The sequence below is a fragment of the Streptomyces sp. NPDC049970 genome, assembly GCF_040660235.1.
Classification (GTDB): Bacteria; Actinomycetota; Actinomycetes; order Streptomycetales; family Streptomycetaceae; genus Streptomyces.
This window is the reverse complement of sequence record NZ_JBFALP010000009.1, coordinates 1-15,397: the sequence shown is the minus strand read 5'-3', so window position 1 is coordinate 15,397 and position 15,397 is coordinate 1. Positions and strand designations below refer to the sequence as shown.

At 71.4% G+C, this 15,397-nt stretch carries 9 protein-coding genes and 1 pseudogene; 8 read left to right on the top strand and 2 right to left on the bottom strand.

The window, feature by feature from the left end; all coding sequences use genetic code 11:
- Nucleotides 1–370 precede the first annotated feature (370 nt).
- Nucleotides 371–1,270 (bottom strand): annotated as a pseudogene (locus AB0I83_RS18025) (DUF4394 domain-containing protein); the annotation flags it as partial.
- Nucleotides 1,271–1,561: 291 nt separating this feature from the next.
- On the opposite strand from AB0I83_RS18025, the gene AB0I83_RS18020 reads away from it, so the two are divergent.
- The gene (locus tag AB0I83_RS18020; RefSeq protein WP_363305243.1) at nucleotides 1,562–2,437 is read left to right on the top strand and encodes a DUF4394 domain-containing protein; all 876 of its coding nucleotides are present in this window, start codon (nucleotides 1,562–1,564) and stop codon (nucleotides 2,435–2,437) included.
- Between the two features lie 264 nt (nucleotides 2,438–2,701).
- Here the strand turns inward: AB0I83_RS18020 and AB0I83_RS18015 are convergent, their stop codons facing one another.
- Nucleotides 2,702–3,346 carry a dihydrofolate reductase family protein gene (locus AB0I83_RS18015; protein ID WP_363305242.1) on the bottom strand — a complete coding sequence of 215 codons (645 nt, stop codon included), beginning with the start codon at nucleotides 3,344–3,346 and terminating at the stop codon, nucleotides 2,702–2,704.
- 786 nt (nucleotides 3,347–4,132) lie between these two features.
- Here AB0I83_RS18015 and AB0I83_RS18010 point away from each other — a divergent pair.
- The 7 genes from AB0I83_RS18010 to AB0I83_RS17980 all read left to right on the top strand — a co-directional run bounded on the left by AB0I83_RS18010 (nucleotide 4,133) and on the right by AB0I83_RS17980 (nucleotide 15,277).
- Nucleotides 4,133–7,474 carry an amino acid adenylation domain-containing protein gene (locus AB0I83_RS18010; RefSeq protein ID WP_363305241.1) on the top strand — a complete coding sequence of 1,114 codons (3,342 nt, stop codon included), beginning with the start codon at nucleotides 4,133–4,135 and terminating at the stop codon, nucleotides 7,472–7,474.
- A gap of 227 nt (nucleotides 7,475–7,701) precedes the next feature.
- Complete coding sequence (locus AB0I83_RS18005; RefSeq protein WP_363305240.1) at nucleotides 7,702–9,012, top strand: diaminobutyrate--2-oxoglutarate transaminase; 1,311 nt, start codon at nucleotides 7,702–7,704, stop codon at nucleotides 9,010–9,012.
- A gap of 61 nt (nucleotides 9,013–9,073) precedes the next feature.
- Nucleotides 9,074–10,018, top strand: a complete 945-nt coding sequence (locus AB0I83_RS18000) for an ornithine carbamoyltransferase (protein WP_363305239.1) — start codon at nucleotides 9,074–9,076, stop codon at nucleotides 10,016–10,018.
- Nucleotides 10,019–10,024: 6 nt separating this feature from the next.
- Nucleotides 10,025–12,367, top strand: coding sequence for a lantibiotic dehydratase (locus tag AB0I83_RS17995; RefSeq protein WP_363305238.1), 2,343 nt, complete (start codon nucleotides 10,025–10,027; stop codon nucleotides 12,365–12,367).
- Complete coding sequence (locus AB0I83_RS17990; RefSeq protein ID WP_363305237.1) at nucleotides 12,361–13,917, top strand: amino acid adenylation domain-containing protein; 1,557 nt, start codon at nucleotides 12,361–12,363, stop codon at nucleotides 13,915–13,917. The genes AB0I83_RS17995 and AB0I83_RS17990 overlap by 7 nt, the downstream gene beginning before the upstream one ends.
- A complete protein-coding gene (locus AB0I83_RS17985) occupies nucleotides 13,914–14,984 on the top strand; it encodes a threonine/serine dehydratase (protein WP_356844355.1) in 1,071 nt (356 codons plus the stop codon). The genes AB0I83_RS17990 and AB0I83_RS17985 overlap by 4 nt, the downstream gene beginning before the upstream one ends.
- Nucleotides 14,981–15,277 carry an acyl carrier protein gene (locus AB0I83_RS17980; protein WP_356538243.1) on the top strand — a complete coding sequence of 99 codons (297 nt, stop codon included), beginning with the start codon at nucleotides 14,981–14,983 and terminating at the stop codon, nucleotides 15,275–15,277. Before AB0I83_RS17985 ends, AB0I83_RS17980 begins: the two co-directional genes overlap by 4 nt.
- Nucleotides 15,278–15,397: the final 120 nt, after the last annotated feature.

Here is a 15,397-nt window from a genome sequence, read left to right as displayed (position 1 = left end):
GCGTCCTGGTCTCCTTATGGTGCCCCTGCGGCCTCCGCCCGGACTCCCGTATGTTGCCCGGCGGGGTCTGGACGGGTTGTGCGCTCAGTGACCGGTCCGCTCATCGCCTCGTGTCGCGGCTTCTCACCACGGCGATACGGGTCGGGCGACCGATGCGGTTGAGGAGTGAAGGCCGCTGGGCAAAGGGTGGTCAGGCAGCGCGGTCGGTGCTGTTCTCCCGCCTGGCAATGACCCGCGTGCCGGCTCCGATGCCGCCGAGCAGGAGCAGGGTGCCGACGGCTGTGCCTGCTGCGTTGAGGTGCAGACCGCTCCCTGGGGTGAGGGTGGCGGAGGCGAGGGCGCCGCCGCCGGTGTGCATGCCACCCTGCGGTTTCCGGTTCAGCGCCACAGCGAGGTCGGTGACCTGGAGGTCCGCGGGAAAGTCTCCCCGGTGGGTGGCTTCTCCGGTGAGCAGGTCGATGTTGTACAGGCGAGCGGCGCCGTTGACGTGGAGTGTGGCGAAGCCGAGGTTGGTGCCGCTCTTGGGGGCGTAGTGGACGTCGAAGCCCGCGGAGGGGCCTGCTTTGACGCCCAGGCTGCCGGTGGGGGCGAGGCTGCCTGCGTTGGCGGGGGACTGCAGCGAGATGCGGTCGTTGACCGTGTCGAGGTCGAACAGGGTGGTCGCGGTGTCGCTGTTCAGATCGTTGTTGGTGTAGCCGGCGCCGGTGACGCCTTTCGCGGTGGGCGTTGTCGTGGAGGGGGGCGTGGCGGGGTTGGTGAGCTTGCCGTCGACGGTGGTGGTGAGCGGGGCCTTCTTGTCGTCGATGTTGTGGCGCAGGTTCTGTCCGGTGTCGCTGATGACGCGCAGCCGGTTGGCGGCCGGGTTGAAGTCGACGCCGAAGTACTCGCCGTCCAGGTCCACCGTCAGCTGCGACACCTTCGTCGCCTTGGCGTTGCGGGTGTCGAGGGTGTAGATGCCGCCCTGGTCACCCACGCCGTACAGTGCACCGTTCTGCACGCGGTAGTCGATGCCGATGAGCTTGGTGTCGCCGGACAGGCCGCGTACGTGCCCGATCGAGCGGGCGTGGCCAGGGGCGTGTGTCGAGAAGGCGATGAGCTGGTCGTGCGCGAGGCCGATCGCGTGCGGTGCGTCGTCGGCCGCTGTCTCGCCCGCCACGGCGGCGGTCCGCGCGGCAGGTCCTGCCGGCATGGCGACCGCCGCGGATGCGGCGAAGGCGAGAGGGCTCAGGGCTGCGACGGCGACTGCGGGAGCGAGCAGGGATATACGCATGGGTTTCTCCTACGGGGGCTGGGGCCGACCGGACACCGGCATCACCCAGCGACGTAAACACGCACGGCGACGACTGGCTACTTTCCGAAGCCAGACGTGGGAGTGCCGGAAGGCGCTCGCTCAGGTCTGCGGGTACCGGCGATGCCCCTGAATGGCCGCACGCAGACGTGTCTTTTAGCGCCATTCGGTGTGTATATCGCCATCAGCCCAAACCGGTGCGTAGGTGGCGCCGAAGTAACGGTGGACCCGCCCCGATGCGTGGGCGGGCTGACTACCGTTCGGAGTGCAACCGTGCGTACTCGTCTTCTTTCGGCCGCCGCTGCCGGAGCCATCGCTCTGTCCCTTGCCGCCCCTGCTCTCGCATCGGCCGGAACCGAGCCCACCCCGTTCGGCCCGCGCGGGCGGGCGGCGTCGCCCGGTCTCATCAGCGTGGGGCTGACCTCCGACCAGCGCCTGGTCGGCTTCCAGGTCTCCCGCCCCGCCGACAGCTGGTCATTCGGCAAGGTCTCCGGCCTGAGGGCGGACAGGAAGCTGGTCGGCATCGACTTCCGGGTCCAGAACGGCAAGCTCTACGGCGTCGGCGACCGGGGCGGCATCTACACCGTCAACAGTGACGCCCAGGCCGTCAAGGTCTCCCAGCTCACCGTCGCACTGGCGGGCAAGAACTTCGGCGTCGACTTCAACCCGGCCGCCAACCGGCTGCGCGTCATCAGCGACACCGGACAGAACCTGCGCCACAACATCGACGACCCGGCCGCACCACGCACCACCACCGTCGACGGCACCCTCACCAACCCGACCACACCGCCATCGACCGCGCTCGGCGTCACGGGAGCCGCTTACACCAACAACGACCTCAACGCGGCCACCGCCACGACCCTGTTCGACATCGACACGGTCAACGACCGGGTCTCCCTCCAGTCCCCGGCCAACGCCGGCACCCTCGCCCCCACCGGAAACCTGGGAGTGAACGCAGGACCCTGGGCCGGCTTCGACATCTACTACAAGATCTCCGACGGCTCCAACCGCGGGTTCGCCGCGCTGTCCACCGGTGGGAAGCAGCGCTTCTACGAGGTGAACATCCTCGACGGTGAGACGTCCCTCGTCGGCTCGTTCCCGGCCGGCCGCCAGGTCGTCGACATCGCACTTCCGCTGAACCAGAACTGAGAACGACCCGCGCCGGTGCCGGCAGGATCCCTGCCGGCACCGGGCGGACGAACCGCGACGGCAGGCCAGGCGGAAGAGCGCACCGTCGCCACAGCCCATCATCGTGGCCCACGTGGCTCTCGCCATCACCGACCGGCCGGCACTCCAGGAAGGGCATCCACCGACCGTCGTGGACTTGTGGGCCTTGGGTTCAACTTTCGCGTCGTCGGAGGGCGAAGAGAGGAGGAGCGTCCTCGGCCAGGACGGTGATGTCGCCCTCCGGTCTCACCTCCGCCAGAACAGGTGGTGCGTCACGCCGCTCGGGCTGGGGACGACGTCCTGGTGGAACCGGTCGAGCAGTTCGTCGGGGGACTCCCACAGCCGGGCCCCGGAGCCGAGCTTCGTCGGCGCGACCGCCACATGCAAGGTGTCGAGGAGGTCGGCCTCGAGGAACTGCCGGATGATCGTGGCCCCACCGCCGAGCCGGACGTCCTTGCCCTGCGCGGCCTCCTTCGCCTGGGAGAGCACCGCGGCCGGGTCGCCGTCCACGAAGTGGAACGTAGTGTCGGAGAGCGTGAACGACGGGCGCTCGTGGTGCGTCATGACGAACACCGGCGTGTGGAACGGCGGCTCGTCACCCCACCAGCCCTGCCACTCGTGGTCCTGCCAGGGGCCGCGCTGCGGCCCGAACTTGTTGCGGCCCATGATCTCGGCGCCGATGTTGCGGGCGTAGTCGCGCGTGAAGTAGTCGTCCAGACCTCGGCCACCGGGTCCGGAGCGTTTGATGGGTGGGTGGTCGGTGGCAAAGGCCCAGGCGAGCAAGTTCCCCGGATCGGCATGGCCGAACGGCTTCTCGAGGCTCTGGCCCTCGCCGGCGCCGAACCCGTCACTCGAGACGGTGAAGTTCTGGACCCGCAGCAACTGGCTCATGTCGCTCCTCCTGTTTCACGCTTTCTGATCACCTGACGAACCGTAGACCGGCCGGGCCGGGAAAACTCATCGCCGCATCGTGCAGTTCTCATCGAGCTCCCGCAGCCGCGCAGGGCGACGACTACCCGTGGTCATCCCCCGGCGCGGCCGCGTACCCCGACGACCTACCGGACGACCGCCGTGTAGGGGACCCGCAGCAACAGGCGGTCGTGTCGAGAGGCTGGACGGAGATGAGCCCGCATCGTAGGAAGCTGTCGCATCCGAGCGACGGCACTGCCCGAGCGCGGTTCCTCGAACGGCTCGGCTCCCGTCAGGTATTCACTCACGCCTGCCTTGACGAACTCCACGCCGTCCATGTCCGAGTGTGCGGAGACGGCACGTTCGTGCCGGGTCAGGGACAGCTCGATGCCGGTGACACCGTTGGCGTCCTCAGGCGTACGGCGACTGCTCGAAGTTCTCGTCGGGCGGGATGCGAGGCCACGCCCCCTCTCCGTCTCCATATGAACCGAACACCGGTTCAACCTGCCGGTGTTCGGCGGCCACCCTCCGTGTCGCCGCAACGGAGTCCGGTGGGGGCCTGAGGGCGGACATCTCGAACCACAGCCGTCAGGTGCGGCTGTCCTTCCTCGCCCGGACGGTGCGGCGGAGGCCGCTGTCCCGGCTGACGGGCGTCCCCGGGGGCGGCAAGGGAGCCACGGGCAGGAGGGCTCCGCCGATGCGGCTGCCGGAAGTTCTCTGGGCGGGAGGCGGGGCGACGCGGAGACTCGCAGGTGTCCGGAGCCGTCGATGGCTCCTGGACCGGTCCGCTCCATGGAGGTGACGGTGGACAGCGGTGATGCCCACGAGATGAGTGCCGGCCGACCGATGTCGTTCGCACAGCGGCGACTGTGGTTCCTCGACAGTCTGCGCCCCGGTACGCCCGACGATCTGCTGCCGCTGGCGCTGCGGATCCGCGGCGACCTCGACGAGAAGGCGCTGACCGGTGCGTTCGCCGCGGTACTCGCCCGCCACGAGGTGCTGCGAACGCGGTACCCGGCTGTGGACGGCGAGCCGGTGGCGGTGGTCGAGCCCACGGTCGCGGTACCGCTGGAACACCGGGACCTGCGCGGACTGCCCTCCGAGGAACGGGAGCGGCGGCTCGCCGGGCTCGTCGCTGCCGAGGTGGTACGGCCGCTGCCGCTGGACTCGGCACCGCCGCTGCGCCTGACCCTGGTGCGGCTGGCCGAGCAGGACCAGCTCCTGCTGATCGTGGTCCACCACATCGCCTTCGACTTCTCCTCCTGGGCGGTGCTCACCCGGGAACTGGCGGCCGGGTACCGGGCCCGTACCGGCAGCCCGGCGGCCGTCGCGGAACCGGAGCCGCTGCCCCTCCAGTACGCCGACGCCGCCGCCGAGCAGGTCGGACGGCTGGCCGGGCCGCGCGGTGAGCGCCAGCGCGCCCACTGGCGTGAGCGGCTGGCGGGTCTGGAGCCGCTCACGCTGCCGGCCGACCGGCCGCGCCCGGCGGTCTGGGACGGTGCCGCCGACATCGTCCGATTCACCATTCCGGCCGAGCTGGCGGCCGGAGTGGACCGGCTGGCCCGGCAGCAGCGGGCCACGCGGTTCATGGTGCTGCTCGCCGCCTTCCAGGCCACCCTGGGGCGGCTGGCCGGCCGTACCGACATCGCGGTGGGCACCCCGGTCAGCGGCCGGGGGCTGCCCCGGCTGAACGGTCTGATCGGACTGTTCGTCAACACCGTGGTGCTACGCACCGATCTGGGCGGCGAGTTGTCCTTCGCGGAGCTGCTGCGCAGGGTCAGGACCGACGCACTGGCCGCGTTCTCCCACGCCGATCTGCCGTTCGAGCAGATCGTCGCCGAGCTGGGCCTGGAGCGTGACCTGTCCCGCAACCCCCTCTTCCAGGTCTCCTTCCAACTGCTCACCATGGGGGAGCGGCCGGACTACCTGCCGGGCCTGGACACCGAGATGATCTCCACCCCGGCCTCCGGCACCGCCCTCGACGTGGCGCTCGACCTGCTCTCCCTGCCGGACGGCCGGATCGCCGGCCGGATGCAGTACGCCACCGCGCTGTTCGATCCGGATACCGCCGAAGCGATCGGCACCGCGTTCGTGGAGCTGCTGAACGCCGTCATGGCTGATCCGGAGGCCTCGGTCTCCCGGACGGCGGGCGGGCTCACGGCCTTGCCCGGACGGGAGAGGCGCAGGTTGCTGGCCCATGGCAACGGCACCGGCCTGAAGGTGCCGGAGGTCCCCTGGACCGAGCTGTTCGAGCGTCAGGTGGCCCGCACCCCCGACGCGGTCGCGGTCAGCTGCGCGGGCGAATCCCTCAGCTACACCGAACTGGACACCAGGGCCAACCAGTTGGCGCACCGCCTGGCCGAGACAGGTGCCGGGCCGGGAACCCCCGTCGGGGTCTTCCTGGAACGCGGTCCCGCACTGCTGGTAGCCCTGCTGGCGGTGCACAAGGCCGGCGCCGTCTACCTGCCGCTCGACCCTGGATACCCCGGCGGCCGGATCGGCTATCTGCTCCAGGACGCCGGAGCGGCGGTGCTGGTCAGCGAAACGGCGCTCGTCGGCCGGCTGGACGACGTGGCAGCCGGGCTCCGCCCGGCGGAGGACCGCACCGTGCTGCTGGACGACCCCGCCGAGCGGACCCGGCTGGGGGCCGCCCCCCGCTCGGCGCCGTCGCGCCGTCCCGGACCGGACGAACTCGCCTACGTCTTCTACACCTCGGGCTCGACCGGCGGTCCCAAAGGCGTGCTGATCGAGCACCGCTCGCTGACACACTTCCTGGTCGCGATGGCGGGCCGACTGCCCCTTCGTCCCGGCGGCGCCTTCCTGGGCATCACCACGGTCGCCTTCGACCCGTCGCTGATGGAGCTCTGCCTTCCGCTGCTGACGGGTGCCCGGCTGCTGCTGGCCGACGCCGAACAGGCCCGCGATCCGGAGCGGATGGCCGCACTGATCGGCACCGCCGGGCTCGGCGTGGTGCAGGCCACCCCGGTCACCCTGCGGATGCTGCTGGACGTCGGCTGGCGGCCGGGAGCCGGACTGACCGTGCTCAGCGGGGGTGAGAGGCTGCACACCGAACTGGCGGTGCGGCTGGCCGCCGACGGCGCCCGGGTCTGGGATCTGTACGGACCCACCGAGACCACGGTCTGGGCCACCACCGCCCGCCTCGACGCCCACGGGCGCACCGTGGACTGGCAACTGCGCGGCAACACGGAGCTCTACCTGCTGGACGAGCGGCTGGAACCGGTCTCCGAGGGCGCTGTCGGAGAGGTGTGGATCGGCGGCAGCGGACTCGGCTGGGGCTACCACGGCCGCCCGGCCCAGACGGCCGGGGTCTTCGTCCCCGACCCGTTCTCCGGGCGACCCGGAGCACGGCTGTACCGCACCGGGGACCTGGCGCGCCGACGACCGGACGGCTCGCTGGAGATCCTGGGCCGCGCCGACCACCAGGTGAAGATCCGGGGCCACCGGATCGAGCCGGGCGAGATCGAGTCCGCGCTGCTGGCGCTGGGCACCTTCCGCGCCGCCGTGGTCTGCGCGGTGCCGCAGCCCGGAGGCGACCAGCGGTTGGCCGCATACCTGGTGCCACGCGCCGGAGCGGACCTGCCGTCCGGCTCCGTCCCCGGCCCCGAGGAACTGCGGACCGCCCTGCTGGCAGACCTGCCGGACTACCTGGTGCCCGAGGCGTTCGTGCTGCTGGACGCGTTGCCGCGAACACCGAACGGCAAGGTCGACCGCAAGGCGCTGCCCGCCGTGGAGAGCTGGCGGCAACCCGAGGACGCCACCGCCGGCACGCCACCGCGCACCGACCGTGAACGTGCCGTGGCCGGGATCTGGGAGGCGGTACTGGGCGTGCAGGGCCTCGGAGTCGACCACGACTTCTTCCAGCTCGGCGGGCACTCCCTGCTGGCGACCCGGGTCTCCGTACGGCTGCGGGCCGCGCTCGGGATCGACGTCCCGGTCCGCGCGCTCTTCGAGCACACCACCGTGGCCGCACTCTCCGCCGCCCTCCCCGGCTACCCGCCCGTGTCCTCCGCGGCGTCCGCGCCGGTCCTCGGGGCACGGAGGCGGGAGCGCCGTCCGGCTGCCGCCCGGCCGGCGGACGGCGGCCGGTAGGGACCGGTCCGCCCGGCACGACAGCGCACATCGATACGACGGCGTACATCGGCACAACGGCGCACATCGGCACAGCAGCACTGCTGAGCCGCCGCCCGCACGGCGGCCCCGGCCCCACCAGGCAGAACGTCTCCGCACGTGCTCGGCGTGCGGCAGCGCGTCACGCCGAGCCGCAGGCGCCGGCGGAACCGGCAAGACACGCGAGAACGAAAGGACCACCGACCGCCATGACCACCGCGATCACTCCTCCCTCCCTCACCCCGCCCCCGGCCGTGCCCGGACCGCCGGACGTCGCGGTCTTCGAGCGCCACGAGTCCCACGTCCGCAGCTACTGCCGCAAGTTCCCGGTGGTCTTCGAACGCGCCAGGGGCGCGCGGCTGTACGCCGAGGACGGCCGGGTCTTCACCGACTTCTTCTGCGGCGCGGGATCGCTCAACTACGGCCACAACCCCGGCGCGATCAAGACGCGGATCGCCGAGTACCTCGAGGCCGACGGGATGATGCACGGCCTCGACATGTACACCGCGGCCAAGCGGTCCTTCCTGGTCGCACTCACCGAGCACATCCTGCGGCCCCGCGGCCTCGACTACACCGTGCAGTTCTCCGGCCCCACCGGCACCGACGCGGTCGAGGCGGCCCTGAAGCTCGCCCGGAAGGCCACCGGCCGCAGGGGGATCTTCGCCTTCAGCGGCGGTTACCACGGGATGTCCCGCGGCTCGCTGGCCGTCACCGGGAACGGCCGCGCTCGCCGTGCCGGCGGGGTGCACGGCCAGGACGAGGTCACCTTCATCCCCTACGAGGACGGACCGCAGGGCCCGTTCGACTCCATCGGGTTCATCGAACGGCTGCTGGCCGACTCCTCCTCCGGGGTGGAGACGCCCGCCGCGGTGATCGTCGAGCCGCTCCAGATGGAGGGCGGCGTCTACCAGGCGTCCGCCGACTGGCTGCGCCGGCTGCGCGCCGTCACCGAACGCCACGACATCCTGCTGATCTGCGACGAGATCCAGTCCGGCTGCGGCCGCACCGGCACCTTCTTCGCCTTCGAGGAGTCCGGCATAGTCCCGGACATCGTCACCGTCTCCAAGTCCATCAGCGGATACGGACTCCCCCTGGCACTCACCCTCTTCCACCCCCGGCTCGACGTCTGGGAACCGGGCGAGCACACCGGAACCTTCCGGGGCAACCAGCTCGCCTTCGTCGCCGCGACCGCCGCCGCCGAGCTGTGGAGCAGCCCGGACTTCCTCGCCCGGCTCCCGGAACCGGCCCGTCGACTGGCCGAGCTGAGGGCCGAGCTCACCTCCGTCGAACCGGAGATCGTCGTCCGGGGGCGCGGCATGGTGCTGGGCATCGACCTCGGCCGATGCGGCGGCGGCGACCGTGCCGCAGCGGTGCAGCGGTACGCCTTCGACCACGGGCTGATCGTCGAGCTCTCCGGCCGGGACGACGAAGTGGTCAAGGTGCTGCCGCCGCTGACCATCACCCCGGAGGAGCTCGACCACGGCATCGGCGTGCTGCGCGCCGCACTGCTCACCCGCTGAGGTCCGGCACCGCCCGCCCGCTGTCGCCGCCCCGCCCCTGCTCCACCCAGGAGGACGCACCATGCCCCAGGCCGAACGCCGTCATCTGATTTCCATCGACGACCTGTCCGACGAGGAGCTGCGGGAGATCGCCCGGCGCGGCGCCGAGTTCTCGGCGGGCGCCGCCGACGAGGCCCGCCCGCTGGCGGACACCGTCGTCGGCGTGCTGTTCCGCAAGACCTCGACCCGTACCCGTACCGCCTTCTCCGCCGGGGCCCTGCGGCTGGGCGGACGCCTGATCACGTACGGCCCGGGGGACCTCCAGGAGAACACCGGGGAGACGGTGGAGGACAGCGCCGCCGTGCTCTCCCGGATGATCGACGTGCTGGTGGCGCGCACCGCCGGCCCCGAGCGTGAACTGCGCGCCTACGCGAACCAGCGGCGGATGGCGGTCGTCAACGCGATGAGCGAGGGCGAGCACCCCACCCAGGCCCTTGCCGACCTCACGACCCTGCTGCGCAGGTTCGGCCGGATCGAGGACCTGCACGTGCTCTACGTGGGCGAGGGCAACAACACCGCCTCCGCCCTGGCGCTGGCGCTCTCCCGCTTCCGGGGCACCCGGCTCACGCTGCGTACCCCGCCCGGGTACGGGCTGGCGCCCGAGTACCTGGAGCGGGCGGCGGTCTACGCGAAGCGCACCGGTGCACGGATCGAGGAACGCCACGACATGGCGGACCTGCCGGCCGCCGACGTCGTCTACACCACCCGCTGGCAGACCACCGGGACCGAGAAGCCGACCGCCGACTGGCGCGAGGTGTTCGCGCCCTTCCAGGTGACCGGGAACATCATGGCGACCAGTCCGGACGCGGTGTTCATGCACGATCTTCCCGCGCATCGCGGCGAAGAGGTCACGGCGGACGTACTCGACGGCCCGGCCAGCATCGCTTTCGACCAGGCCGAGAACAAATACCACAGTGCCCGTGCCGTTCTCGAATGGTGCGCGGCCGACCGTAGCTCCGAGAGGTAGACCATCATGGCCGCGGAAAAGCAGGAAGCCGTTTATCTGCCCGGTGGGCGTTGGCGGTTGTGGGAGCAGTTCTCGTTGCGGGGGCCGGGTTTTCCGGTGGGGGGTGTGTTGGATCTGGCGCCGGTGGATGTGTCGGTGTATGCGGACAAGTTTGCTGGTGGGGTGGGGTTGTCGGGTCCGGATTGGGATGAGTTCGAGGGGGTGTTCGGGGAGGTTGCGGCGCGGACCGCTGTGTGTTTGCAGGGGGTTGCGGGGGGTTCGGATTTCACTGCTGCGGTGGCGTGGCAGAACCGTACGGTGTTGCGGACGGGGATCGGTCCTTTTCTGGGGTGGGTTCCGTCTGCGTCGGGGCGGTCGAGTATGCCGCGTCAGCGTGAGGAGTTGGTGGCGCATTACTGGCAGCGTTTCTGTGTGAAGAACGACACGATCGGGTTCTTCGGTCCGGTGGGCTGGGGTCGTGTGGATGGTTCGGTGCGGGGGGTGGTGGTTGATCCTGGGGAGGGGTTGACGGCTTCGTCGTCGGTGTTCTTCTCGAGTTGGTCGATCGACGCGTTGGCGAGGACGTTGTCCGCGGACGAGCGCCTGATGGCCTGGATACCCCCACGACGCATTCCGTTCGCCCGCTTCGAACGGCACACGACCGGTGCGGTGGTGCAGCTCCCGGGGCGGCCCGGACAGCCCGTCCCGCCCGAGCTGCTGCCGCTGCTGGAACTGGTCGACGGTCGCCGTACCCTCGGCGACCTCGCCGGCGAACTGGCCCTGCCCGTCGACGGGACCGAGACACTGCTGACCGAGCTGGTCCGTCGCCGTTGGGTGACCTGGCGGTTGGAGGTTCCTTCCGGTGCCCGGCCGGAGCGGGAGTTGCGTGCGGTGCTGGAGCGGGTCGGGGATGCCGGTCTGCGGGAGCGTGTGCTTGCACCGCTGGAGGTGCTGGAGCGGGGTCGTGACCGGGTGCAGGCGGCGGGGCGGGACGCCACCGCTCTGTGCGAGGCGCTGGCCGGGCTGGAGGAGGACTTCACCCGGATCACCGACACCGCCTCCCAGCGTGCCAAGGGCACCCGCACCGCCCCCAACCGCTCACTCGTCTACTCCGACACCCGACGCTCCGCCACCGCCCGGCTCAGCCCCGCCGTCCTCGACGAGCTGACGCCGCTCTCGATGTGCCTGACCGCAGTGGGCTGGCTCACCAGCCGGTACGCGGAGTCCATGCGCACCCGTATCCGCGAGTCCTTCGACCGCGTACGCGGTGACCGGCCGACCACCGATCTGGCCTCGCTCTGGTTCGCCTGCCTGCCCGCTCCGCACGCCGAGTCCATGCCGGAGGCGGACCGGATCGGAGCCGAGCTGCGCGAGCGCTGGGCGAGGATCATCGACGCCCCGGAAGGCGCCCGCCGGGTGCAACTGTCCTCGGCGGACATCGCCGAACGGGTCCGGGAGGAGTTCGACGGTCCGCGCGACGGCTGGTCGCTCTCCCGCTATGTCAGCCCCGACATCCTGATCATGGCCAAGGACGCCGCCGCCGTGGAGCGCGGCGAGTTCGAACTCGTCCTCGGCGAGCTGCACATCGCCATGAACACCGTGGCCGCCTCGCTCTTCGTCAACCAGCACCCTGCCGTCGAGGAGCTGATCGCCGAGACCGGCCGGGACTTCCCCGGCCCCCGCCTGATGCCGATGCTGCCCAAGGAGCTGCCGCTGAAGTGGTCGGCGCGCAGCCGCCCCGCACTCGACCGTCCGGAGGACTACTTCGTCGCTGTGGCCGAGCACACCAGTGACCCGCACCGGGACCGCACCGTGCTCAGCGCCGAGGTCACCGTCGCCGACCACGACGGCCGGCTGACGGCCGTACTGCCGGACGGCGCCGAGTTCGATGTGCTGGACGTCTTCAGCCACGCCCTCACCAACCGCGTCATGGACCGGTTCGCGCTCCGCCCCGACGCGGATCATGTGCCGCGGGTGGCGGTGGACAAGTTGGTGGTGAGTCGGGAGTCGTGGCGGTTCACGGGTGGGGATCTGGAGTTCGCGGGGGAGAAGAGTGAGGCGCGTCGGTATGTGCGGGCGCGCAACTGGCGTAGTGGGCTCGGGTTGCCGCGTTATGTGTTCGTGGTGTCGCCGACGGAGCCGCGTCCGTTCTACGTGGACTTCGACGCGCCGGTCTACGTGAACATCCTTGCCAAGGCGGCGCGGCGGTTGGCCCGGAAGGATCCTGGGGCGAAGCTGACGATCACGGAGATGCTCCCGACGCCGGAGCACGCCTGGCTGACCGACGACCAGGGCAACGCCTACACCTCCGAACTCCGCTTCGTCGCCGTCGACCAGGAGCACCAGCAGGGGGGAGTGCCGTCATGGTGAGCTTCCTCGACGCGATACGCGCACACGCCGTGCGCACCCCGGAAGCCGTCGCGTTGCGCACCGGCAGCACCTCGCTCAGCTACCGCCGGCTCGACGCCCGGATCGACCGGCTGGCCCACGCCCTGACCACCCGCGGGGTCGGCCGGGAACAGGTCTGCGCCATCGCCCTGGAACCGGGACCGGAGAGTGTGGTGGCGGTGGCGGCGGTGCTCCGCGCCGGAGGCGCCTTCCTCACGCTCGACGTGACCCAGCCGCAGCCCCGACTGGCCGCCATGGTCGACAGCGCCGGTGCCACCAGCCTGCTCACCCGCCGCACCCTGCGGCAGACCCTGAGCCTGCCGGTGGACGGACCGGTCGTCGAACTCGACGAGCTGTACGGGCCGGAGGGCCCTGACGACGTCGACGCGGGCGAAGGGCCCGGCGGGGCCCCCGACGGGCTGCCCGAGGTCTCCGGACGACAGCTGGCCTACGTCAGCCACACCTCCGGCTCCACCGGCAGCCCCAACGCGGTACTGATCGAGCGCGCCGGTCTCGACTCCTACCTGGGCTTCATCGCCCGCGACTACGGCCTCGGCCCGCACACCGTGGCGCTCCAGGTCGCACCGCTCGGCTACGACGCCTCCATCCGGGACACCTTCGCCCCACTGGTGGCCGGGGGCACCGTGGTACTGGCGGAACGGAGCACCCTGCTGCGCGCCGACAGCTTCGCGGAGACCCTCCGGGAGTACGGCGTCAACACGCTGCTGAGCGTGACGCCGTCCTTCCTCACCTTCCTCTCCCAGCAGGACCGGGCAGGAGATCGGCTGAGCGGACTGCGTCTGGTGGTCTCCAGCGGCGAGTCGCTGCTGCCCTTCCTCAGTTCCGGGGCGCGCCGGGTGCTGCCGGGCGATCTGGTCAACCAGTACGGCCCCTCCGAGTGCACCATGACGGCCACCCGCTACGCCGTGCCGGCCGAGCCGGAGACCACCGCCGATCTGGTCGGTACCCCGGTCGACGGGATGACGGCGAGGCTGATCGGCCCCGACGAGCGGGAGGTCCCTCCGGGAGAGATCGGCGAGATCGCCCTCGGCGGCATCGGCGTCGCGCGCGGCTACCGAGGGCTGCCCGCGCTCACCGCCGACCGCTTCCGTCCCGACCCGGGCGGACCGCCGGGCTCCCGCGCCTTCCGCACCGGCGATCTGGCGCGCAGCAGAGCTGACGGGGTGCTGGAGTACCTGGGCCGCTCCGACCGGCAGGTGAAGATCCGGGGCTACCGGGTCGATCCGGCCGAGATCGAGGGTGTGCTGCTCGGGCACCCCCGGGTGACCGGCACCGTGGTCACCGCGGAACCCGACGACCAGGGCCGGGTGTTCCTCTACGCCCATGTCACCGGTGACCTGGACACGGTCACCGACTCGGAGCTTCGCAGACATCTGGCCGGCTTCCTGCCGACCCACATGATGCCGCGCCGCTTCCACCGCATCGAGCGGCTGCCCACCACCCGCACGGGCAAGGCGGACAGGGCCGCCCTGCGCGGCGGTGGCCCGTCCTTCCCGGGGCGGACGCCGTGACCGCCGCCGGTGTCCGCCTCGCCGCGGCCGAGGTACGCGCGGCGGCCGAGCGGATCCGCGGACCGGTACGCCGTACGCCGCTGCTGAGCGCCGACGGACTGCTGGGTCCGTCCGGTCCCTCCGGACTGCTGCTGAAGGCCGAACACCTCCAGCGCGGCGGCTCGTTCAAGGCGCGTGGCGCCGCCAACGCGATGCTGGGCCGGGCCGCCCGGGCGGTGGTCGCCGGCTCCTCGGGGAACCACGGCATAGCGGTGGCCGCGCTCGCCCGCAGGACCGGCGCCGAGGCCACCGTGGTCATGGCCGCCGGAGCGGGCCGGGCCAAGGCCGACGCGATCCGCGCACTCGGCGCCCGGGTGCTGGCGGTGGAGGGCGGCGTCGCCGCGCGCGACCTGCTCGCCCGGCAACTGGCCGCCGACACCGGGGCCCTGCTCGTGCCGTCCTCCGACGACGAGCACGTCGTCGCCGGACAGGGGACCGTCGCGCTGGAGATCCTGGAGGAGGAGCCCGATCTCGACGTGCTCTTCGTCCCGGTCGGCGGTGGCGGGCTCCTGGCCGGCAGCTGCCTGGCCGCCGATCTCGCCGGACGCCCGCTGCGGATCATCGGCGTGGAGCCCCGAGAGGCCCGGCGCTACGCCGTGTCGGTCGCCGCCGGGCGACCGGTCGAGTTGCCCGCCTCGCGGACCGTCGCCGACGGACTGCGGGGCCAGCGGCCCGGCGAGGTCATCTTCCCCATCGTCCAGCGGCGCGTCGACGAGCTGATCGCCGTCGACGACGAGGAGGTGCTCGCGGCGATGGAGCTGCTGAACCGCGCCGGGGTCCCCGCCGAGCCGAGCGGGAGCGTCGCCCTGGCCGGCGCGCTCCGGTACGGCGTCCGCGGACGCACGGCGGTGGTGGTCTCCGGCGGCAATTCACCGTCCGCGCTCGCCGCCATGCGCGCGGCGGGCTCGGCCACCGCGCCGGACCCGCGCTCCGCGCCGCCGCTCGTACCGTCCCCGGCCGCCTTCTCGCGCCCCTCGTCCCTCTCGGTACTGCCATCACCTTCAACACTGTCAAAGGAGTCACTGTGAGTGTTCAGGACTGGACCACTGTGCAGGACCTGCGTACCACCGCCGGTCTGACCGTACTGATCACCGGCCTGTTCCGGGAGGCGCTGAGCAACGAGGAACTGGACGAGCACGCCGACTTCTTCGAGGCGGGCGGAGATTCGCTGACCGCGTTCCAGATCACCGGCCGGCTCCAGGAGGCGGTGGGCACCGAGGTGGCCGTAGCCCTCGTATTCGCCTATCCCACCCCCGCCGAGCTGGCGGAGATCGTCGCCGAGGAGCTCACCGACATCCCCGCAGGGGTGGCACATGAGTGACGGCGACGCTCCGATGCTGGGCCGCCGTTGGCGGTTGTGGGAGCAGTTCTCGTTGCGGGGGCCGGGTTTTCCGGTGGGGGGTGTGTTGGATCTGGCGCCGGTGGATGTGTCGGTGTATGC